Here is a 22,421-nt window from a genome sequence, read left to right as displayed (position 1 = left end):
ATTAAAATCTCTTCAAAATATTGTTCTAATTCATTATAACGACCCGCTTTTTAATAATAGGGAATAACCTTAATGATTTCAGCATCTGAAACTTCGTTGCTTTTATATAGTTCACTAAGCAGCTGAATCGCATAATCATACTTTTTTGATTTAGCTAACGAAGTAGCATGTTTCACTAGTTGATAATTTTCCATTTATACTCCATTGCTAAACACACCTAATACCTCAACTTTAGGCTACAACACTTCTTAAAAATATAAATCACAGCTCTTTAATAAAATTTATCGCTCGCTGCAGCCCATCGCGGTCTACAACAGTCGGTATTTATGCAGAGGTTGTTTGATTTGTACCTTTCACCTCGAACCTCGAACCTCGAACCTCGAAAATAAAATCACATCAACTTCCAAACCACAAACGCTACAGCAAAACCAACCAAGTACACTAAACCTAACCACGTTAAGCTACGCAAAAGTAGACTGTGTTTAATCGCGGGCTCTGAGCGCACTAGGCTGAAGTTAAGCCATGCAAAAACCGGTGTGGTTACAAAAGCAAGTGTCATTGCAAAGGTAAGCATAGGGCCAAGGGCTGATTTAAAAAATAAAATAACCGCCATACCGGCCAATGCTTGCAGTATAAGCCACGTATTTAAGCTGTGTTTAGATTGCTTAAAACCAAGTAATTTGTGTGATTCGTTAAGTGTGCGGGCGTAACCGTCAAGTACGGTGAGTGTGGTGCCAAACATACACAAAAACGCGATGGCTGATACCAAAGGCCGTGCCCACTCGCCTATTGTTGATGCGTACATATCAATCAGCTGTTTAGCAAACGCTACACCACCGAGCTCTATATTACTGTTTTGCCCATATTGCACTAACGCACCTAAACTAAAAAATACCAGCGCAAGCCCGGCGGTTAACCAATAACCTAGATTAAAATCGAATAAGCCTTGGTTTTTAGTCACACTTTGCTGAGCTTGTTTTTCTTTAAGCCATAAAGAGCTCAGTGCCGATATTTCAATAGGCGCTGGCATCCAGCCCATTAAGGCAACCATAAAGCCTAACATGGCAAGTTCATATGGTGAGGGGCCAACGTAGTTTACAGGCGCTACTGGGCCGTTATTTATAGCAATAACCAATGCAGTGATGGTTGCTATAGTAAGTAGCCCCATAATAGCTTTTGCTACGTTATCGAGCGCTTTAAAATGCCCCAGTAATAATATAATTAAACACACGGCCAATATTACCCAACACAATAAGGTAACAGGAATGCTAATAGGTAATGCGTAGTGTAATAAGCTCGCCGTAAGCAACAATACACCTGCGGTATTTACCACAGCGGCAATAATATTGAGGGCAATAAAACTGTAAAAATAGCCAGGCCCTTGGTTTTTATACCCTTCGACTAAACTATTTTTAGTAGCGAGTGTGTACTCCATACCAAAACGAAAAAACGGGTACTTTAAAACGTTAACCACCACAATAAGCCAAAATAGCTGCCAGCCAAATAATGCGCCAGCTTGGGTCGATGCAACTAAGTGTGAGCCACCAATGGCAGCGGTGGCCATTAAAATACCCGGGCCGAGCGCCCCTAACCGAGACTTCCATGTGCTTTGTGTGTACTGCATTAACTTCTCAAATTTGGTGTGTTATGTGCTTTTATTATTAATTTTTATCATTAATGAACTGTGTGAGTGCATAACTTACCTAATTTACAGGCAATAAAAAAGAGCCCTTAGGCTCTTTTTAAAAATAACACATTGTTAGTTATTAATTTAAATCCATCTCTTGGATGATTTCGTGTGCTATTTCAGGTGTGGTACTTACAGGCTTTTCATGTAAGTTCGCTTTTATTTGCCCTTTACGATGCTTTAGTGCGGCATCGAGTTTTTTAGCTGCGCTGGAAATAGCAGGATACATAACTTCGTTTTCCCCTTTTACCGATATACGCGCACCTTCATAATTTGTGCTAATTTCTGCTTGGAACTTATGATGCTCTTTTGAAAGAATAATATCTAGAGATATCAATGATGGAAAATGGCTCGCGACTTTTGAGAACTTTTCGTTAATGTGTTCTTTAATAGAATCAGTAACGTCAACATGGTGACCAGAAAGATTAATTTTCATAGGGTATCCTTTTATTTGTTACCTCATAGTTAGTATTGGGGGCTAAACGAATTAACACAAGAGAAAAAATGAAAATTACGCAATTATTTATTACCCCACCTGATTTAGATCATTCATTTAGCATTAAGTATGCAAAAAGCCGCTTTGAAGCGGCCTTTAGAGATGTTGATAATTTAATCAATCAACAAATTAATCGGTGTATGAACAGCAATAATCAGCAAAATCACTTACTTTTACATGAAAGCTCACATTAGCATCAACATTAAATGACTCGCCCGCATTAAATGTTTTCCACTGTGTTTCACCAGGTAATAGTACATCCCACTGCCCTGCTAACAACTCCATGCACTCTTTTTGGTTAGTATTAAACTCAAATTCACCGGGTTGCATAAAACCCAAGGTTTTTGCTTCACCGTTACCTAAAAGCACAGTTCGGCTTGATACTTTGCCATCAAAGTACACATTGGCTTTTTTAACCACACTAACGTTATCGAACTTTGGCATGTTAACTCCTGTTGTTAATTTATAATTTTGTTACCCCCACAGTGCCTGATACATAAAAACCTTGCAAGTTAAGTGTTGTGAAAATTACTCATCTAAAATCCAAAAGGTTAAAAAAGAACGACTTTATAGAGAGATATGCTTCGAGCAACGGGCTACGAGTTTCGAACAGTACTTTTAGTGATTTATGGACAAAGAGAACTAAAAGACGCTGCGCTTTAGAGAAGTGATCAAACAACTATTTTTTATAATTTGGGTTTTGTATTACCTCATTTTCTTCTCATTCGTTTCTCTTTGTTCAAATAAGTTTTTAATAATTTGTGCACAAAGAGGGCTATGAGACGCTACGCTTTAGAGAAGTAATCAAACAACAAAGTTGATTTTGTATGGCCTCATTTTCTTCTCATTCGTTTCTCTTTGTTTAAATAAGTTTTTAATAATTTGTGCACAAAGAGGGCTATGAGACGCTGCGCTTTAGAGGAAGTGATAAAAGTACAACTCATAAAAAAGCCCGTCCTGTTTTACACAGGGCTGGCCTTTAAACTTTTAAAAGCCATAAAAACGCTTCGATTACGTTAAGCATTCTTAGAATTATCAGTAATCAAATTATCGTGATCGGGGGGTAAATCACTCAACTTAATTGATTCCATAATTCGCTGCTGTGATTCAAGTGCATGCTTAGCCCATTTTTTATGCTTATCAGAGCGGTCAACACGATGATTAAACTTTACCTCTAAAAAAGCATGCTCACATAATGGCAAACAATAAAAGTCGTGGCGAGAGAGAACATTACCTCTGCACTCTTGGTAAAACACCCACTGGTAATTATTAATAATTACCTCTTTAGCCGCAGGCAATGGCGGCTGACCATAAACTTCAATACGACCTATAATTTCTTCTTTGAGTGCCTCACCTTGCCAAGGGTTTGCTCTTTTAATCGATTCTAAAGTGGTATCATTTTTAATTCTAGTGTTTTTTCCATCAGGTCCCCAGTGGAAGTCATCATATAATTCAATAACAAAGCGCTTTAATTGTGCGGTATCAAGCACATTAATTTTATTGGTTTGTTTAATACGTAATTGGCAACTGAGCATGCCATACTCACTACTGGGCAAATAACTAACTGGTGGCAAGTACATCCAATTTTCAGTGAGTATATGAACATACTCATGGTAAAGGAACGTTTCTTTGTGTTGGTTAAACCAGCTGGTTGAATTATAAGGAAACGAGACATCAATAGTAGACGGTACAGCTGCGACATTGCTATCCGGTACATCGAGAGTGAGTAGCTTATCTTCTAGAATAAGACGATGGTGGATGCAATTTCCAAAACTAGGCCCGCCAATAAAACCACGGTAAAAAGCCTTCGCTAAATTAATCATTCTTAGAATTATCAGTAATTAAATTATCGTGATCGGGGGGTAAATCACTCAACTTAATTGATTCCATGATTCGCTGCTGTGATTCAAGCGCATGCTTAGCCCATTTTTTATGCTTATCAGAGCGATCAACACGATGATTAAATTCAACCTCTAAAAATGCATGCTCACTTAATGGTAAACAATAAAAGTCTTGGCGAGAACGCTTATTACTTTTCTTTATTTGATAAAACACCCATTGGCGATCATTAATAATTACTCCTTTAGCTGCAGGCAGTGGCGGATAACCATAAGATTCAACGCGCCCTAAAATTTCCTTTTTCAGTGCTTCGCCTTCCCATGGGTTTGCTCTTTTATTCGACTCTAGCTTGGTATCATTTTGAAGCTTAGTGTTATAACCATCTGACCCCCAATGATAATTATTATACTCATCAATCACAAAGCGTTTTAATTGCATAGTATCAAGAACATTGATTTTATTAGTTTGCTTAATTCTTAGTTGGCAACTAAACATGCCATACTCACTGCTTGGTAAATAACTTACTGGAGGCAAATACATCCAGTTTTCAGTGAGCATATACACGTATTCATGGTGTAAATAGTTTTTCTTATGTTGGTTAAACCAGCTAGTTGAATTATAAGGAAACGAGACATCAATGGTAGACGGCACTGCTGAGACGTTGCTATCAGGCACATCGAGTGTTATCAGCTTGTCTTCTAGAATAAGACGGTGGTGGGTGCAATTTTCAAAATTGGGCCCGCCAATAAAACCACGATAAAACGCCTTAGCTAAATTAATCACTCTTAGAATTATCTGCAATCAAATTATCGTGATCGGGGGGTAAATCACTGAGTTTAATTGATTCCATAATTCGCTGCTGTGATTCAAGTGCATGTTTAGCCCATTTTTTATGTTTATCAGAGCGATCAATACGATGATTAAATTCAACCTCTAAAAATGCATGCTCACTTAATGATAAACAATAAAAATCTTGGCGAGAGAGACTGTTATTTCTTTTTACTTGGTAAAACACCCACTGGCGATTATTAAGTATAACTTCTTTGGCCGTTGGTAGTGGTGGATATCCTCGAGTCTCAATACGTCCTAAAATTTCTTCCTCTAACTCATCAGGCTCAAAGGGGACGGCCATTTTACTTGATTCTAATGTAGTATCTTTTTTAATTTCGGTATTTCTGCCATCAGGTCCCCAATGGAAGTCATCGTATGATTCAATCACAAAACGCTTTAATTGCACGGCATCCAAAACATTGATTTTATTGGTTTGTTTAATCCTTAGTTGACAACTAAGCATGCCATACTCACTACTTGGCAAATAGCTAACTGGTGGCAAGTACATCCAGTTTTTAGTAAGCATATGCACATATACGTGATGGAAATAATCTTCCTTGTACTGATTAAACCAACTTTTTGAATTATAGGGAAACGACACGTCAATGGTAGACGGTACAGCAGCAACATTACTGCTAGGCATATCAAGTGTTAACAGCTTATCTTCTAAAATAAAGCGATAGTGAATACAGTTGTCGAAGCTGGGCCCGCCAATAAAACCACGGTAAAAAGCCTTGGCTAATTTGATCATAATCGCGCATCCGTAGGCGGTAGAGTTTTAATAAACTTTCTTACTATATCGGCCTTTTCATTATTACCTAGCATTTGCAGTTGAGCTGCATAGGTGACTAAGCCTAAAAACGGTAAAGTGTGTGGGCTTTCGCCAACAGAGCCATCTGTAACCAAGCCTTTAAATTTCAGCGAACGTACTAAACTACTGGATGATATTTTACTGCGGTCAGCTAAATTAGGCACTAAATCATAAGGGTTATTACGCACTGAGACAACTTTTACACCTACGCTATGGGCAATGCGTTTTAAACGTTCGACATTTGAGCCTGAACCATGCACAGCGAGTTGCTGACCCGCAAGAGGCTTACCATAGTGAATGCGATAATGCTCTAGCGCGGCACAAAAAATGATTGCCCCTTGGCTGTGAGCTAGCCATTTTACTTGTTTACCTTGCTGATTATTTTGTGCCAGCACGGCTGCTAAATGCTGAGCATTGTGGGATTTAGTCCCTGAACGCTTATCAAACGCGCACTCAATTAAGTCAAGCTTTGTATAATCGGTGGGGTTATGAAACAAGGTATAAGCTTTTATACCGTCTCCCTCGTAAGCTCTATCAAGGTGGGTGCCCATTAACCATGTGGCTTTGGTAAGCTCATTTTGCATACCATTGACCGCCGCATGCTGCGTTTTTATTTGTGTGGTTGGAGTTGGTATTCGTTCCCAAGCTCCTTGTACTTTCTTTATTTCGTCATCATTCATTGCTTTGTCGTATGTATGACTGCTTTGCCTTTTCACTTCATAAAGCATAGTACGCTCTGCAGCAAAATTATTTTTGGCTCCCTCTAATTGCTTATCAAATAATATATCGGTTATAGATATATTACTTGCTTCTAAGGTATAACGTATTAAAAAGTGATAATTACGGAACGGGTACTTTGTTCGCCATAAACGACGTAGCGGGTTACGGCTATGCTTAATTGAGTTTGTAGCATTAGGATTAGCGCAAATTTGAATGATATCGGCGCACACCATTTTTAAGTCATAGTCATTGAGCTGCGATAGCATAGCGAGAGCTTGGCAAGTAAATTTAGCTTTATTGAATGGGAAGTTAGCGGGGAGATTAACACCAAAATCACGACAGCTAAGTGCGTCAAGTGGAATAACAGAATGGGCATTGATAGTTTTATTGAGTTTTGACCAAGACATATTTCTTCCTTGTAAATGAGTCTGTGCCCGAAATGATACTGCAAACTAATTTTTAGAGCAAAAATAATTTTATGCTGTATTTGCCCTTTATTCGGACGTTTTACAGCCTTAGTATACGTTTAAAGCTAATGAATTAGTTCTAAACCTCTTTGAAGTCATAGCCAATCATCATTTAGGTAACAGCTTTGATTGTTTTAACGCAGCCTAAAGCACGACCTTCACTACAACTTTTTATAAATAACTAGTGCTAAAACCTCCCCCCGTTACAAGTTTACGTTTGAGTTAAACTGACAGCTGATAGCTTAAATCTGTAAGCTCTGAAATAAAAAAAGCCCGCCCTGCTATACACAGGACGGGCTTTTAAATGTTAAAGCAGTCGCTTAAAACAATGCATTTGCTTTGTTAACGATGTTTTCTACGGTAAAGCCGAAGAATTCAAATAGCTCGTTTGCCGGTGCCGACTCACCAAAGGTGGTCATACCAACTACGGCGCCATTTAGGCCTACATACTTGTACCAGTAATCAGCAATACCCGCTTCAATCGCTACGCGACGTGAAACGCTTGCTGGTAATACACTTTCTTTGTACTCAGGCGATTGGTCTTCAAACGCATCAGTACATGGCATAGATACAACACGTACCTTTTTACCCTGCGCACGTAGCTCTTTCGCAGAGTCTTGCGCTAGCTGTACTTCAGAACCCGTTGCAATCAAAATAAGCTCTGGGTTGCCGTCACAACTTAAGATGTAACCACCCTTTTTAACGTCGCTTAATTGCTGGGCATCACGAGCTTGCTGCTCTAAGCCTTGGCGAGTAAAGATTAATGATGTAGGACCGTCTTTACGTTCAATAGCTTGTTGCCATGCAATTGCTGACTCAACTTGGTCACATGGGCGCCAGTTGTATAGGTTAGGCGTTAAACGCATGCTCGCAATTTGCTCAACTGGTTGGTGAGTTGGACCATCTTCACCTAAACCGATTGAATCGTGCGTGTATACAAAAATGCTTGGTTGCTTCATTAATGCAGCCATACGTACCGCGTTGCGTGCGTATTCCATAAACATTAAGAACGTTGCACCGTAAGGAATAAAGCCTTTATGCAGTGCAATACCGTTCATAATGGCCGACATACCAAACTCACGTACACCGTAGTAAATGTAGTTACCACTTGCATCATCAGCAGTTAAGCCTTTAGAGCCATCCCAAATTGTTAAGTTTGAACCCGCTAAATCGGCAGAACCACCCATAAATTCAGGTAGTAACGGGCCAAACGCATTTAATGCATTTTGCGACGCTTTACGTGATGCTGGGTTTGCTGGGTTTGCTTGTAGCTCTTCAATGTACGCTTGTGATTTTTCAGCCCAGTCAGCTGGTAATTCTGAATGTGTACGGCGTTTGTATTCTGCTGCTAGCTCTGGGTATGCTTTTTCATATGCGGCAAATTTTTCGTCCCAGCTTGCTTCAAGCTGTTGGCCTTTTTCTTTGTTATCCCACTGTGCATAAATATCTTCAGGGATTTCAAATGCATCGCCCGTCCAACCTAAAAACTCGCGAGACGCTTTAATTTCGTCATCACCTAGTGGTGCACCGTGACAATCGTGGCTACCTGATTTATTAGGTGAGCCGTAACCAATAATAGTTTTACAACAAATTAGTGTTGGCTTATCAGTCACGCTTTTAGCTTCTGCAATTGCTGCACTTACTGCATCGCTATCATGGCCATCAACGTCACTAATTACATGCCAGCCGTATGCTTTAAAACGTGCTGGGGTATCATCACTAAACCAACCTTCAACTTCACCGTCGATTGAAATGCCGTTGTCATCCCAAAATGCCACTAATTTGCCTAGGCCTAATGTACCGGCTAGTGAGCATGCTTCATGAGAAATACCTTCCATTAAACAACCATCACCCATAAACGCATACGTGTGGTGATCAACAATGTCGTGGCCTTCACGGTTAAACTGCGCTGCTAATGCTTTTTCAGCAATCGCCATACCTACCGCATTTGTGATCCCTTGACCTAATGGGCCCGTAGTGGTCTCAATTCCTGGCGCGTATCCATATTCTGGATGGCCTGGTGTTTTAGAATGCATTTGGCGGAAGTTTTTAATTTCGTCCAGTGGCAAGTCATAACCACTTAAATGCAGTAGAGAATAAATTAGCATTGAACCGTGACCATTTGAGAGTATAAATCGATCTCGGTCAGCCCACTCTGGATTTGTTGGGTTATGTTTTAGATAATCGCGCCATAATACTTCTGCGATATCAGCCATGCCCATAGGGGCTCCAGGGTGACCAGATTTGGCCTTTTGTACTGCGTCCATTGACAAGACGCGAATAGCATTTGCAAGTTCTTTGCGAGATGGCATGAATTCTCCTACCTTTATATGTATTTGCGCGGGTATTTATTTATCCCCATTCTTACTTATTGTGGGGGCTGTGTGCAATTAAAAACCCATAAAAATAGGGCATTATGAATATTTTTTAAGAACCATTTACTATTAGATATTTTATTTAGACGTCTAGGCGTAAAAAAACTATGCAAGTTCATTTGTTTTAGATAAAATACGCGCCTTAATTTTTTAGCGCTAATACCGACGTTTGTGAAGCGCAATATTTGTGAGCATAATTACAATGGCAAAACATTTATTTACTTCTGAATCTGTTTCTGAAGGTCATCCGGATAAAATCGCCGATCAAATTTCTGATGCGGTACTTGATGCTATCCTAGAGCAAGACTCTCATGCCCGTGTAGCGTGTGAAACTTACGTTAAAACCGGTATGGTTATGGTTGGTGGTGAAATCACGACTAGCGCATGGGTTGATATCGAAGAAATTACACGTAAAACAGTACGTGAAATTGGTTACACACATTCAGACATGGGCTTTGATGCCGATTCGTGTGCAATTTTAAACACGATTGGTAAACAGTCTCCTGACATTAACCAAGGTGTTGACCGTACAAGCCCTGAAGAGCAAGGCGCTGGCGACCAAGGCCTAATGTTTGGTTACGCATGTAACGAAACTGAAGTATTAATGCCTGCTCCAATTACTTATTCTCACCGTTTAGTACAACGCCAAGCACAAGTACGTAAAAGCGGCGAGCTTAACTGGTTGCGTCCAGATGCAAAATCACAGGTTACGTTTGCATACGAAAATGGCAAGCCAGTAGGCATTGATGCCGTTGTACTTTCTACTCAGCACAGCGAAGATGTATCGCAAAGTGATTTAGTAGAAGCGGTAATGGAAACGATTATTAAGCCAGTACTTCCTGCTGAGCTGATTACTAGTGCCACTAAATTCTTTATTAACCCAACGGGTCGTTTTGTAATTGGTGGACCAATGGGTGACTGTGGTTTAACTGGTCGTAAAATCATTGTAGATACTTACGGTGGCATGGCTCGTCACGGTGGTGGTGCTTTCTCTGGTAAAGATCCATCAAAAGTTGACCGCTCAGCGGCTTATGCTGCACGTTATGTTGCTAAAAACATTGTTGCTGCTGGCCTTGCTGACAAGTGTGAACTTCAGGTGTCTTATGCTATTGGTGTTGCAGAGCCAACATCTATCAGTGTTGAAACATTTGGCACTGGTAAATTAGAAGAAGCGCGTTTAATCGAACTTATTCGTGAACACTTTGACTTACGCCCTTACGGCCTAATTCAAATGCTTGATCTTGAGCGCCCTATTTATCTACCAACAGCGGCTTACGGCCACTTTGGCCGTGATGAATTCCCATGGGAACGCACAGATAAAGCAGACGCACTTCGCGCAGCAGCTGGCCTGTAAGCCACCTAGCTAATATTAAAACGGCCCTTTTTAGGGCCGTTTTGCTATGTGTATTAAGTTAGTCATAAAACAGTCTCGAACTGTTTAACATTTTAGGTATATACTCTGCTTATACAATAAAGCGTGTTAGGGATAAAAAATGGCCGACAATTTTCGTGTTATATTTGTAGGACTTGCAGAAGGCGCAGACAGCCAAGCAGTGACCAATGCACTGACAGAAAAACTAAAAACCTCACCTGAAAAGGTGGCGGCATTTTTTAATGGCAAGCCGCTGTTTGCTCCTAGCAACAAAGAGAAAGCCCTTAAGCAAGCTAAGTTACTTTCAACGCTGGGGATCAAAAGCAAACTTCAGCAAACAGCCCCTACACAAGCTACTTCTCAAAAAGCGCACGACAGCCAGCGAGATCAGCGCTTATTTGATGCCCTAGATTACATTACTAGTAGCTTAATTCGTCTTGAAGAGAAACTTGAGGATCTTGAGCAACGTCTCCCCGAGGTTGAGTTATCACTGCCTGATGAAAATGACGAACCATGGGAAGATGACGATTTAATGCTAGATGAGCCACTCTCTACAACACCCAAAAAACGCAGTAACCTTGTTTTATATTCGCTGATTTCTACAGCCGTAATATTACTTATTGTGCTTGCTGTGTACTTATTATTTCCTAATTTATTCTCTTTTTAATCATGGTTTAGTTATTTAATGAGTAATAATCGCGCACAAATAAGACACGATATTCGTAAAGCACGTAATAACCTATCAAAAAACCAGCAAGAAATAGCGGCCCACTCGCTTAAAGTGAATTTTATTCAATATTTAAAAAGCATGAACTCGGCCAAAAAAAGCCATATCGCGCTTTATTTAAGCAATGATGGAGAGCTAGATACATCATTGTTAATTAATGAATTATGGAGCATTGAACAGCATGTTTACTTACCTATAATTCACCCTTTCAACGGGGCTAATTTACTATTTCAACGATATGAAAAAAACTCACCCATGAGAGCAAACCGCTATGGTATCTTGGAGCCTAAGCTGAACTGCTCTCAAATATGCCCATTGCCAGCGCTTGATTATCTACTTATGCCACTTGTTGCATTTGATAAATTTGGTAATCGCCTTGGAATGGGGGGTGGATTTTACGATAGAACCTTGGCACGTTTACACGAAGAAAACTGGCAGCAACCACAACTTATTGGCCTAGCACACGAATGCCAACAAGTGGATAAGCTCCCAATTGAATCGTGGGATGTGCCTCTTAAAACTATTATTACACCCAATAAAACCTACTGTTGGTAACAATTAATCTTGTAAACTAACAGTCTATTTTTGACATAAATGAGCACATAGCAATGACACAAGATGAATTAAAAAAAGCAGCTGCATGGGCTGCACTGGAGTTTGTAAAAGAAAACACCATAGTGGGTGTTGGTACAGGCTCAACCGTTAATCATTTTATTGATGCTTTAGGCACAGTAAAAGACACCATCGTTGGTGCAGTATCTAGTTCAGAAGCGTCTACAGCACGTTTAAAAGAACTTGGTATAGAAGTATTTGAGCTAAATGATGTTGATGCTCTGGATGTATACGTTGATGGCGCAGATGAAATTAACGCTCTAAACGAAATGATTAAAGGCGGTGGTGCAGCGCTCACCCGTGAAAAAATAGTAGCGGCAGTGGCTAAACAGTTTGTGTGTATTGTTGATGACACCAAACTAGTCGATACCTTAGGGGATTTCCCGCTGCCAGTTGAAGTTATTCCGATGGCGCGCAGCTATGTTGCCCGCGAATTATTAAAACTTGGCGGTGATCCTGTGTATCGCCAAGGTGTTGTAACCGATAACGGCAACGTTATTTTAGATGTACATAATTTAAAAATTACCCATGCTAAACAGCTTGAAACACAAATAAATCAAATTGTTGGCGTAGTCACCAACGGCCTATTTGCAGAGCGCGGTGCTGATAAAGTGATTATCGGCACAAAAAATGGGCCACAAATTAAATAGGATATGGTTATGAGTAAGGTATCGTTAGCAAAAGACAAAATTAAAATTCTCTTGCTTGAAGGTGTTCATCAAAGCGCTGTTGAAACGCTAAAACGTAACGGTTATAGCAATATCGACTACGTTAAAACATCGCTACCTGAGGACGAGCTTATTGAGCGCATTAAAGATGTGCACTTTGTCGGGCTGCGTTCTCGTACTCATATTAATGAATCGGTATTAAATGCAGCTGAAAAACTGGTTGCTATCGGTTGTTTTTGTATTGGTACCAACCAAGTAGATTTAAACGCAGCACGTGAACGCGGTATTGCAGTATTTAATGCCCCGTTTTCAAATACTCGCTCTGTAGCTGAGCTTGTACTAGGTGAAATACTGCTTTTATTACGTGGTATTCCACAGCGAAATGCCGCTGCGCACCGTGGTGGCTGGTTAAAAACAGCCAATGGCTCGTTTGAAGCGCGCGGTAAAACCTTAGGTATTATTGGCTACGGTCACATTGGTACTCAGTTGGGCATTATGGCTGAAAATATTGGTATGAACGTGGAGTATTACGACATTGAAGACAAACTGTCTTTAGGTAATGCGACACAAGTACATAACTTAACGCAGCTATTGCAACGCGCTGATATTATTAGCTTGCACGTACCTGAAACACCGCAAACTAAAAACCTGATTGGCACGGCTGAATTGGCGGTAATGAAGCAAGGCTCTATTTTAATTAACGCTTCACGTGGTACTGTCGTTGATATTGACGCCCTAGCAGAAGCGCTAACAGAGAAAAAACTCAGCGGCGCAGCAATTGACGTATTCCCAGTTGAACCTAAATCTAACGATGAAGAATTTATCTCGCCACTGCGTGAATTCGACAACGTTATTTTAACGCCGCATATAGGTGGTTCTACTCAAGAAGCACAAGAAAACATTGGTATTGAAGTAGCGGGTAAACTCGCTAAGTACTCAGATAACGGCTCAACTATTACCGCAGTTAACTTCCCTGAAGTATCATTGCCAGAGCTTGCTAATCGCAGCCGCTTGTTACACGTGCATCACAACCGCCCTGGCGTGCTAACGCAAATTAACCAAGCGTTTGCTCAGCACGGTATTAACATTGCCGCACAGTACTTACAAACCGATGAAGCAATTGGTTACGTGGTTATTGATGTAGACACAGATCACTCAGAAGTCGCACTTAAAGAGCTCAGTGCGGTTGAAGGTACAATTAGAGCGCGTATTCTTCACTAACTATCAGCTAAAATAATAAAAGCCGTACTTGAATAATCAAGTACGGCTTTTTTGTTTTAAATTGAATCCTGACGGCTTATAACTTACCGCTGTTATTTGCCTTTAACTTCTAAATTTATAAACTTAACCAGCTCTTCGGGTTGCCCTGCTAACATCATTAGTTGCTGATTCACTTCCATCATAGTTTTACCTTCAGGCAGTTTTGCTGACACACTAAACGAATTTAGTCCTTTAGCAAAATCAGTTAACGCCTTGGCTATTTCTTCGGTCACAGGTGCTTGTTGAAGCTGTTGATCAAGCATTATTTGCATTTGCTCTAACGTCATACCTTGCTTTGCCAACTCGCTTTCTAATAAGCCTTTAAGATCACCTTGGTTATTAACAACTAAGCTAACATTACGTGGCTCTAGCTTACTCATTGCTTGCATAATCATTGTTTGCTGTTGTAGCTCTTGCTCATAAGTAAGCGGTGTATTACCTGCAGCTTGCTGAGCCTTACTGATTTCAAGTGAAGCATCCATAAGCGCTTTAGAGTTAGCAAGCCCCATGTCCATATCAATACTAGCAATATCATTAGCTTGCAGCTTAACAACAATATCACTGTTACCTGATTGCTCGTCGTAATCTAATGAAGAGTGTAAATCATAACTGGCTGAGGCAAGTTGTGTATTTGTATCTGCAGGCAATGTATCGACAAAGCTTTTATCAAATTGAAAGTTTTTTAACGTAAAAGCAGTATGTGGCGATATTTTATCGGTTTCGTAGCCTGTCACTTCAACATGCTCAACCGTGGCAATTTTATCGCCCTCAGGGCTAGTCACTTCAATATTACTAATGGCAACACTGTTTGAAATAACACTCGCCGATAGCTCTGCGTAGTTAAAACTAGCACCGGTTTGTTCGCTGACCAAGGCCAACTGTTTATCAACCTCAGCACGTACCTCTTGTGTTGCAACATAGTTTGCATAGCTCACGCCACCCACACCTGCAGCAATAATCGCGGCTGCAATCACTAATTTTTTCATGTCATTTCCTTATTAAACTCTTTATATAAGTGGCTTTAAGCAAGACTAACATTGAGAACATGCATCGTTAAGCACTTTTTGTTTGCTAGTTAATTAAACTCAGTAGCTCGTGCACTGTTTTAACTGGCGTTATTTTAGCACCCAGCCCTTCCATCGATTTATGGTAGTTACGAAATGGGATAAATATTTCAGTAAACCCATGTTGCGCCGCTTCTTTAACACGGGGTACACCACTGTCGATTGGACGCACATCTCCGTTTAAACTTAGCTCCCCCATAATACAGGTGGTTCGAGGTACAACAAACTCGTTCAAGCTACTTAAAAGTGCAGTAACAAGCGCTAAATCAATACAGGTTTCTGATTCGTCAATTTTTAGGCCACCCACAATATTAAAAAACGTATCGTGAAATATTTTAGTTTTAGTGTGTTTACGTAAAATACCGGTGAGCATTTTAATCCGGTTCATATTTAAACCAACACATACTCGCTGTGGAAATTCTGCTTCTGTTTCAGTGGTTAAACATTGAATTTCAAGTAGTAAATTACGATTACCTTTACGAATACAGGTAATCGTCGACCCCGGTGATTCAGTGGTTGAACCGGATAAGAAAATTTCGCTGGGGTTATCCACACTGAGCATACCGCGTTCACACATTTTAAAAATGCCCACAGTATCTATATCACCAAAGCGGTTTTTATTAGCACGCAGCGTACGCACTTGACCATCGTTGGTATCAATATGTAACAGTGCATCAACAATATGCACTAATGTTTGCGGGCCAGCTATTTCATTATTTTTATTTACGTGAGCAATAATGAACATAGTGACATCGTTTTGCTTACAATATTGGGTTAGCGCTTGAGCGGCACTTTTTACTTGCGAGGGTGAGCCAGGGCTACCATTAGCGGTGTCGGTGACCACGGCTTGAATAGAGTCGATAACGGCAAACTTAATTTTGTTTTTATCCAGCTCTTCAATAATGGTTTCAACACTGGTTTCAGAAAGTAAATAGAGCTCATCTTCGTTATAGTTAAGTTTTAAACGGTTTACTCGGTTTTTAAACTGCGACAAAGACTCCTCAGCAGTACAATAAAGCGATGGCATGCGCTGAGACATTCTTGCCACTAAATCCGATAGTAGTGTGGTTTTACCCGCCCCCGGATCGCCAGAAATAATATTAACCGAGCCGGTGGTTACACCGCCGCTTAGTACACGGTCAAGTTCGCCAATTTCAGTAAGCTGTTTTTCTGCCTCTGAGGTTGCTACTTCATTAATTTTTTTAGAGCCACCGCCAATACCACCGGCGTAGCCACCGACACTTGCACGAGCTGCTACTTTTTTGCTTTGCCCTGCAGAAGGTTTAAACTCTGCTAATGTGTTCCACGCACCGCAGCGACACTGACCTTGCCAGCGTTGATAGTTCATGCCACATTCTGTACAAACAAACTCTACTTTTGCCGCTTTAGCCATTTAAAACCTTACCTACTATGCTTTATTTTGAAATATTGACTGTTAAGCGCTTATTTTGCCATTGCTGGCTTTACCTTAGCAACAACGCCTTGTGGAATAGCGCATTTAGTATCACACTCACACTATACTGATGTAGTTTCATTTAACCTGCTTTAGGGCATGCTTCTTGCTTTAAAAAGCTAATAAAAACATGCCAATTAATTGGCTCATAACGAATAACAATAAACACAAAGTATAGTTACGCATAATATCGTGGTCGCATTTAACTACTTTTCGATATTAGATTTATTTAATTCTCTAATAAATGATTGCAACAGTATACCTACTTTTAAATTAGACGGTGATGATTTATAAATGGCTGAAGACGTATTGCTCAAGCATGAAGCGCTTGTAAATGAATTAAAACAGTATTTGGGAAATGCTAAGTTTGATCTCATTTTCAAGTCAAAAACCGCCGAGTTAAGCAAACCCGAGCAGTTTTTAATAAAAATGGAAATGTCGCGTTTATCTCAGCCGATAGACCGCTTTATTGATCTGCGTGGCTCAGTAACCGGCCAAGTAAAACCATATGAGCATAACGGTAAACAACACTTTATGGATGACACCGCCATTGAAGTATTCGAAGCATCAATAAAACAACATAAAGGCTACACCCTTGCCGTGTACGAAGCGGTGATGAATACCGAAAATAATTATCGTGTATTACAGCAAAAATCAACGACCACCCCAGCTAAAATAATTGAACCATCACCCGAACTACCCACCGATGTAATTAAGTTTGCGGCTTATGAAAGTCGTAGCGAAGAGCGAATGAATTACTCAATTAAAATTACTATTGAGTACGATGAGCAAACAAAAATTGAAGCAAGTACTTCTGATATTTCACTCAGTGGCTGTAAAATTAAGTTGGCATCCCGCTATAACTTAAAAAAAGGTCAGCTTATTGTTATGCACTTAGTTGGCCTTGAACAAGATTTTGAGCTTGGGTTAAAAAATGGGATTGAATACGAAGTGGTTGCGATAGAAAACACCTCGGATGAATTTAATCATATTCGCTTAAAACGCACATTTAAAGAAAACAACACCGCGTTTGACCATTTTTTAGAAAGCTTTATTCACGGCAATAAACGCCGCTACAAAGTGAACTTAGATAACACCCTCGATGCAGTTATTTCTAAAGGATACGAGCAATATTACATTCCTAGGGTCAATTCGCTATACGTTTTTATAAGTCAAAAAAACGGTGTTTATTATCCAAGCTTAAGTTTAACTACAGAAAACAGCCTGTTTATTCAGCGTTACTTTACCGATGAGCGCAAAGTATCTTGCCTATACAGTGTGTTAAACCATAAGCGTATTCGTAACTTGGCACTAAAACCTGTTGCTGTAAAAGAGGAATATTTATATACCTTTACCCATGTCTCTGCAGGAAAAATTTACTACTATTCAGCCACTCGTTCAGAGCTTGAGCAACATGCACAATTAAAAGCGTTATTTTTTGGTTTTGGTAGCCGAAGAGACAGTTGGCGCTGCTTTAAATTACAATTGATGCCAAGCCATACTGAAGATGCTTATATTCCTTTATCTTTACCTAACTCTTTGGGTAAGGATATTGAGAAACTTAATAAACCGCCTTCACCACGTGTTGAAGGCGCCATAAAAGACGTAAAATATTTAATGCTACTTACTCAAGTAGGTAATAAGCATGAACAACAGCATTATCAACAGTATGAATTTGATAAAGCCTTGGCCAATAAATTGAAATTGTTTGGCCACAGTAAGCATGCATCACCGCCGGAGCTAAATACCGTGCCGTTAGAGTACGTGAACCTTCGTTCTAATAAGCGTTACCTTTATAAAACCAGCGTCGTTATTAACACCCGTGACTCAGTACTGCATGGCCATACTCGGGACTTTTCAGTCTTTGGTTTACAGCTAGAGTGTAATCAAGAAGTAAACTTTAAAAAAGGCGATATCGTGTCGCTGTCATTCCCTGATTTACAAAAAATCACCAAAAGTTATTCATTAAGTCTTATTCAATATGAAGTAATGGCGGTGAGTAAATCGTTAACCACGATTAATTTAAAAGCACACGTAGAGAAAAAGTCGCCTCATACTGGGGTCGATTTTTTTACTCTTTTAATTGACAGCAATAAACAAAAATTAAAAATAGCAGAGGAGTCACCTAAAGTACCTGGGCTTTCTACAGCACTTAGAAATATGGTAACCAAAACACTTTGCCAGTTCCCAATATATTTACATAAATCAATGGCTCACTTTGAAATTGGCGCCATGGGATTTGGTTTATATCCAAGCCCTCTGCATGTTATTTTACAAAATTTTTCACTGCTAAATACTAAAACAGACTTATCAAATATTATTACTAAAGCGCACATTGCTGATGTGATCACCCCGAATATTAAAGAGCGCTCTCGCCAAGACTCGCCATTAGAATTTAGTTTGGTGATTAACTTCGATCCTAAAAAAGAAAATATAGCCGATGCAATTACCAGTCAGTGTATTTTAGGCACCGACTGCAGCGAGTTTAAACAGCAAGTAAGTAAAGGGCTGAAGTCTGAGCTGGTTTTTATAATGCGTTTATATATTTCACGTACTGGTCGACTAGATACTGACTACTTAGCAAATGAGCTAAAATACGTTAGCCAATACGCAATTCACAAGGCTAAAGACTTAGAGGATGCCTTGTGGTCAGTATCGGGAGTTGGCGATATTATTGATGTAAGTGACGAAGCCCTTGTACATTTATCGCTCAACCAACAACAGGTTGAGCAAATGTCTAGGCGAAAACTAATTTGGTTAAACCGTTTACGTTAACCCTGTGATGGATTTAGCGGAACCGCCAACATATACAGCAATTGTAATAACGAGCCTTGGCAAATAGCCGCTTGGGCTTGTTCAACTACTTTAGGTTTGCCATGCACAGCAACGCCTAATCCTGCTTGAGCCATCATTTTTAAATCATTTGCGCCATCACCAATGGCAACTGTTTGCGTTTTTTCAAGGCCTAGTTTTTGTTGAAGCGATTCTAAAATAACCGCTTTTTGCTCAGCATCAACAATGCCTCCTAACACCTTACCTGTTAGTTTATCGTCTTTAAATTCCAATACATTGGCATGCACTTCATCTAAATTAATTAACTCTTGTACACGCTCTGCAAACGGCACAAACCCGCCTGATGCAATGGCTAAATACCATTGGTGGTGCTTTAAAATTTGGCACAATGCTTTAATACCCGGCATTAAAGGCAGTGCACTTTTTAGATCATCAATTAAGCTTTTTTCAATCCCTTTTAGCTTGGCAACGCGTTGGTTTAAACTCTCACTAAAATCAAGCTTACCTGCCATTGCCTGCGCGGTCACACTGGCAACCTCGTCATATACATTGGCTAAACGCGCAATTTCATCAATGCACTCAATAGTAATGGCTGTTGAATCCATATCCATTACCAATAATCCTGGTTTTTTTAAATCAGGGGGATTGGTTACTTGCACTAACTGACACGCCAAGGTATTTGCAAAAGTTTGAAGTTCAAGTGGGTTTATTGCGCGCTCTGCATTTTCTATGTAGAAGCACAATGCCGGAGATAGCCCTAAATCTGGCTGATATTGACAAATTGCTGTCACATTTTGCTGGTGAGTGGCAAAAAATTCAATCATGCTATTGATATGCGCCATACTAAAATCGCCTGCAAATGCGATACTAAAAAGCCCTCGTTCTCTGCTTGGAATTGTATTTAAAGGTGCAAATACGCCCTTTTGATAGCTGAACCATTTATTTAGGGTAAGTTGTGATAATGGTTGCTCAGCGCTGTGCTGTGCCATGTTCGCGTTCGACATGGGATCTCCGTTTATATTTCCTGACATTTAGCGCATTGATGATAAGGATATAAGATACAAAATTCGCCATCAGGGTGGATTTAAGGTTATAGTGTAGTTGTAACATCAAATCAAAATGCTGTCAGCAGCATATACGGTGACTATGAAAAATAACCATCTTAAAAATCCACTTACAGCCTCGCAAAAAAAGCGTTTAGTCCGTTTGCTATTGGCCGCTGGCTGCTTTGTATTATTAAGCTGGGTGGGTATAAATAGTAGCTTTCAAAGTCATCAACTGCTTTACGATAATGCCAATAGCGCAGCTAAATCTCTCACTCAGTTTATGGCACTGAATGCTAAAAATCCGCTGATAGAAAAAAACAAATCGCAACTGACCACCTTATGCAACAATATCAGTAAAGATGAATTTGTACTCTCGGCCACTATTTATGACAAACAAGGTGTGGTACTTGCGAGCAGCGATAATTGGCAATCGCATCATGTGTATGGCTTATTACCTGATTCATCACCGGGTATTAGTAAGTTAAAAACGCCTTTTGTTGAGCAAGTTATTTCAGACGACAACCGCCCGATTGGCTTTGTATCTATTACCTATTTAACCCGTGCTGCGGTATCGGCTAGCCATAATCATTTTCATGATTTAGGTCGCCAAGTGCTACTTATGTTAGTGATTGCCTGTATTTTTACTTGGCAATTAGGCCGAGGATTAAAGCGCTGGCAAGTAAATCGTTATATACAAAAAACGTCTGAGCATGAATCATAAAGCTGCTCAGCTAATTGAAATTTATCGCTATTTGGTTTTAAACCATAAAGCGCATCAAATACGTTAGGAATATGCAGTGGGGTATTTATCTCCCCCTGATAGCCACTTAGCGGCATTGAAGGTGAGTCAGTTTCAAGCACTAAATGCTGCGGCTCAAGCTTTGCTATAACTGCACGTGTTTTAGCTGCACGCTCGTAAGTTATAACCCCACCGACTCCAAGTTTAAAACCCTGCTTTATATAATAGTGCGCTTGTTGAATTGAGCCTGAAAAAGCATGGATCACACCGCCGTTTTTTGGCCTACAACGCTTAAACGACTGCGCAATTAAATCATGGCTTTGCCTGTGATGAACAATTAGCGGTAAATCAAGCTCATTAGCAAGCGCTATTTGCTGCTCAAACAAAAATGTTTGTTTTTCAAGATTGGAAATACTGCGATCGAGCCCGCACTCACCAATAGCCACCAGCTGTGTTTTATTTGCTTTAGCAAAATTAAATAATGACTCTAAATGTGATTGTTGGTGTTGCTCTAAAAAATAAGGATGCAGCCCTGCCGCTATGCTGACTTGTGGGTAGGTTGCTTTAAACTCTAGTAGGTTTTGAGATTGCGCCAAGCTAATACCTGGCACAATAAATTGGCTAACGCCCTTTGCTACACAGGCATTAATAAGTGATTCGCGGTTTGCATCAAACTCACTAAAATCAAGATGGCAATGCGAATCTATAAACTTCAAAAAACTAGCCCACTACGGATTTAAGCGCGTTATTTGCCAGCTATTATCGGGCTGACGCTGATACATAAAGCGATCATGTAGACGATGAGCTCCGCCTTGCCAAAACTCGATTTTTTGCGGCACAACACAATATCCGCCCCAAAAATCAGGGAGTGGTATTTCACCTTTGGCAAACTTGTTTTTCATATTGGCAAAGGTTTCCATTAACACTTTGCGCGACGACACCGGGCGGCTTTGTTGCGACGCCCAAGCGGCTAATTGACTTTCTTTTGGACGTGATAAAAAGTACTTAGCCACGGCAGAGGTTGGAAGCGGCTGCGCCTCACCATATACAATTACTTGGCGCTCCATGTGGTGCCATGGAAAGTGCAAGGAAATTTTATTATTGCCTTTAAGCTCTTGTGCTTTTCGTGAACCGGTATTAGTAAAAAACACAAAACCGTTATCATCTAAATGCTTTAGCAGCACAATACGCTGTGAAGGCTGACCAGTGTCATCAACCGTAGCGACCACCATTGCTGTAGGGTCGGGCAAGTTACTGGCAACAGCGTGCTCAAGCCAGGTTTCAAACTGCTTAAACGGATCATCAAGCAAGTTGTCTTCACTGAGCGCATCTTGCAGGTATTCACGACGAATATCTTCGAGTTTCATATCAAATCCTTCTAAAGAGCTATCAGCTATCAGCTATCAGCTATCAGCTATCAGCTATCAGCTATCAGCTATCAGCTATCAGCTATCAGCTATC

21 protein-coding genes are annotated in these 22,421 nt (G+C 40.2%); 7 read left to right on the top strand and 14 right to left on the bottom strand.

All coding sequences use genetic code 11. From position 1 onward, the window contains the following. Positions 1-50: 50 nt before the first annotated feature. The 9 genes from QL984_RS16650 to tkt all read right to left on the bottom strand — a co-directional run bounded on the left by QL984_RS16650 (position 51) and on the right by tkt (position 9,163). Positions 51-194: a hypothetical protein gene (locus QL984_RS16650; protein ID WP_164907905.1), complete on the bottom strand. Its 144-nt coding sequence runs from the start codon at positions 192-194 to the stop codon at positions 51-53. Between the two features lie 197 nt (positions 195-391). Beyond that, entirely contained in the window at positions 392-1,624 is a 1,233-nt protein-coding gene (locus tag QL984_RS16645; RefSeq protein ID WP_138764425.1) for a divalent metal cation transporter, read from the bottom strand. A gap of 142 nt (positions 1,625-1,766) precedes the next feature. Then, positions 1,767-2,123, bottom strand: a complete 357-nt coding sequence (raiA, locus tag QL984_RS16640) for a ribosome-associated translation inhibitor RaiA (RefSeq protein ID WP_013465684.1) — start codon at positions 2,121-2,123, stop codon at positions 1,767-1,769. Between the two features lie 189 nt (positions 2,124-2,312). Continuing rightward, positions 2,313-2,627, bottom strand: a complete 315-nt coding sequence (locus tag QL984_RS16635) for a pyrimidine/purine nucleoside phosphorylase (protein ID WP_024602085.1) — start codon at positions 2,625-2,627, stop codon at positions 2,313-2,315. A gap of 572 nt (positions 2,628-3,199) precedes the next feature. Beyond that, positions 3,200-4,006, bottom strand: a complete 807-nt coding sequence (locus tag QL984_RS16630; protein ID WP_138764526.1) for a hypothetical protein — start codon at positions 4,004-4,006, stop codon at positions 3,200-3,202. Further along, positions 3,999-4,823 carry a hypothetical protein gene (locus QL984_RS16625; RefSeq protein ID WP_290172990.1) on the bottom strand — a complete coding sequence of 275 codons (825 nt, stop codon included), beginning with the start codon at positions 4,821-4,823 and terminating at the stop codon, positions 3,999-4,001. The genes QL984_RS16630 and QL984_RS16625 overlap by 8 nt, the downstream gene beginning before the upstream one ends. Then, entirely contained in the window at positions 4,798-5,604 is an 807-nt protein-coding gene (locus tag QL984_RS16620; RefSeq protein WP_138764524.1) for a hypothetical protein, read from the bottom strand. Before QL984_RS16620 ends, QL984_RS16625 begins: the two co-directional genes overlap by 26 nt. Beyond that, positions 5,601-6,791, bottom strand: coding sequence for a hypothetical protein (locus QL984_RS16615; protein ID WP_290172988.1), 1,191 nt, complete (start codon positions 6,789-6,791; stop codon positions 5,601-5,603). Before QL984_RS16615 ends, QL984_RS16620 begins: the two co-directional genes overlap by 4 nt. Positions 6,792-7,171: 380 nt before the next feature. Further along, complete coding sequence (gene tkt / locus QL984_RS16610; protein WP_138686446.1) at positions 7,172-9,163, bottom strand: transketolase; 1,992 nt, start codon at positions 9,161-9,163, stop codon at positions 7,172-7,174. Between the two features lie 265 nt (positions 9,164-9,428). Here tkt and metK point away from each other — a divergent pair, with 265 nt between their 5' ends. The 5 genes from metK to serA all read left to right on the top strand — a co-directional run bounded on the left by metK (position 9,429) and on the right by serA (position 13,826). After that, the gene (metK, locus tag QL984_RS16605) at positions 9,429-10,580 is read left to right on the top strand and encodes a methionine adenosyltransferase (protein WP_010387726.1); all 1,152 of its coding nucleotides are present in this window, start codon (positions 9,429-9,431) and stop codon (positions 10,578-10,580) included. Positions 10,581-10,719: 139 nt separating this feature from the next. After that, positions 10,720-11,265 carry a hypothetical protein gene (locus tag QL984_RS16600; RefSeq protein ID WP_064663607.1) on the top strand — a complete coding sequence of 182 codons (546 nt, stop codon included), beginning with the start codon at positions 10,720-10,722 and terminating at the stop codon, positions 11,263-11,265. An 18-nt stretch (positions 11,266-11,283) separates the two neighbouring features. Further along, positions 11,284-11,880 (top strand): 5-formyltetrahydrofolate cyclo-ligase, encoded by a 597-nt coding sequence (locus QL984_RS16595; RefSeq protein ID WP_138764522.1) that lies wholly within the window; start codon positions 11,284-11,286, stop codon positions 11,878-11,880. Positions 11,881-11,933: 53 nt separating this feature from the next. Then, on the top strand, positions 11,934-12,587 hold the full coding sequence (gene rpiA / locus QL984_RS16590; RefSeq protein ID WP_013465690.1) for a ribose-5-phosphate isomerase RpiA: 654 nt from the start codon (positions 11,934-11,936) through the stop codon (positions 12,585-12,587). A 9-nt stretch (positions 12,588-12,596) separates the two neighbouring features. Continuing rightward, positions 12,597-13,826, top strand: a complete 1,230-nt coding sequence (gene serA, locus QL984_RS16585; protein ID WP_028833921.1) for a phosphoglycerate dehydrogenase — start codon at positions 12,597-12,599, stop codon at positions 13,824-13,826. Positions 13,827-13,918: 92 nt separating this feature from the next. Here the strand turns inward: serA and QL984_RS16580 are convergent, their stop codons facing one another. Both QL984_RS16580 and radA read right to left on the bottom strand, forming a co-directional pair. Further along, on the bottom strand, positions 13,919-14,851 hold the full coding sequence (locus tag QL984_RS16580) for a hypothetical protein (RefSeq protein WP_138764521.1): 933 nt from the start codon (positions 14,849-14,851) through the stop codon (positions 13,919-13,921). A gap of 85 nt (positions 14,852-14,936) precedes the next feature. Continuing rightward, positions 14,937-16,322 carry a DNA repair protein RadA gene (gene radA, locus QL984_RS16575; protein ID WP_013465693.1) on the bottom strand — a complete coding sequence of 462 codons (1,386 nt, stop codon included), beginning with the start codon at positions 16,320-16,322 and terminating at the stop codon, positions 14,937-14,939. Positions 16,323-16,676: 354 nt separating this feature from the next. Here radA and QL984_RS16570 point away from each other — a divergent pair, with 354 nt between their 5' ends. Continuing rightward, entirely contained in the window at positions 16,677-19,157 is a 2,481-nt protein-coding gene (locus tag QL984_RS16570; protein WP_138764520.1) for a PilZ domain-containing protein, read from the top strand. Here QL984_RS16570 and serB read toward each other — a convergent pair. Beyond that, a complete protein-coding gene (gene serB, locus QL984_RS16565) occupies positions 19,154-20,179 on the bottom strand; it encodes a phosphoserine phosphatase SerB (protein ID WP_138764519.1) in 1,026 nt (341 codons plus the stop codon). The genes QL984_RS16570 and serB overlap by 4 nt on opposite strands. 142 nt (positions 20,180-20,321) lie before the next feature. On the opposite strand from serB, the gene QL984_RS16560 reads away from it, so the two are divergent. After that, positions 20,322-20,942: an AhpA/YtjB family protein gene (locus QL984_RS16560; protein WP_024602098.1), complete on the top strand. Its 621-nt coding sequence runs from the start codon at positions 20,322-20,324 to the stop codon at positions 20,940-20,942. Here the strand turns inward: QL984_RS16560 and QL984_RS16555 are convergent. Both QL984_RS16555 and pdxH read right to left on the bottom strand, forming a co-directional pair. Beyond that, entirely contained in the window at positions 20,909-21,676 is a 768-nt protein-coding gene (locus QL984_RS16555; protein WP_128583110.1) for a TatD family hydrolase, read from the bottom strand. The genes QL984_RS16560 and QL984_RS16555 overlap by 34 nt on opposite strands. Before the next feature lie 12 nt (positions 21,677-21,688). Next, a complete protein-coding gene (pdxH, locus tag QL984_RS16550; protein WP_138764518.1) occupies positions 21,689-22,327 on the bottom strand; it encodes a pyridoxamine 5'-phosphate oxidase in 639 nt (212 codons plus the stop codon). Between the last annotated feature and the right edge of the window lie 94 nt (positions 22,328-22,421).

The organism is Pseudoalteromonas sp. APC 3495, from assembly GCF_030407645.1.
GTDB lineage: Bacteria > Pseudomonadota > Gammaproteobacteria > Enterobacterales > Alteromonadaceae > Pseudoalteromonas > Pseudoalteromonas tetraodonis.
Note: the sequence above shows the minus strand (reverse complement) of the source record. Positions and strands in the feature narration are given on the sequence as shown.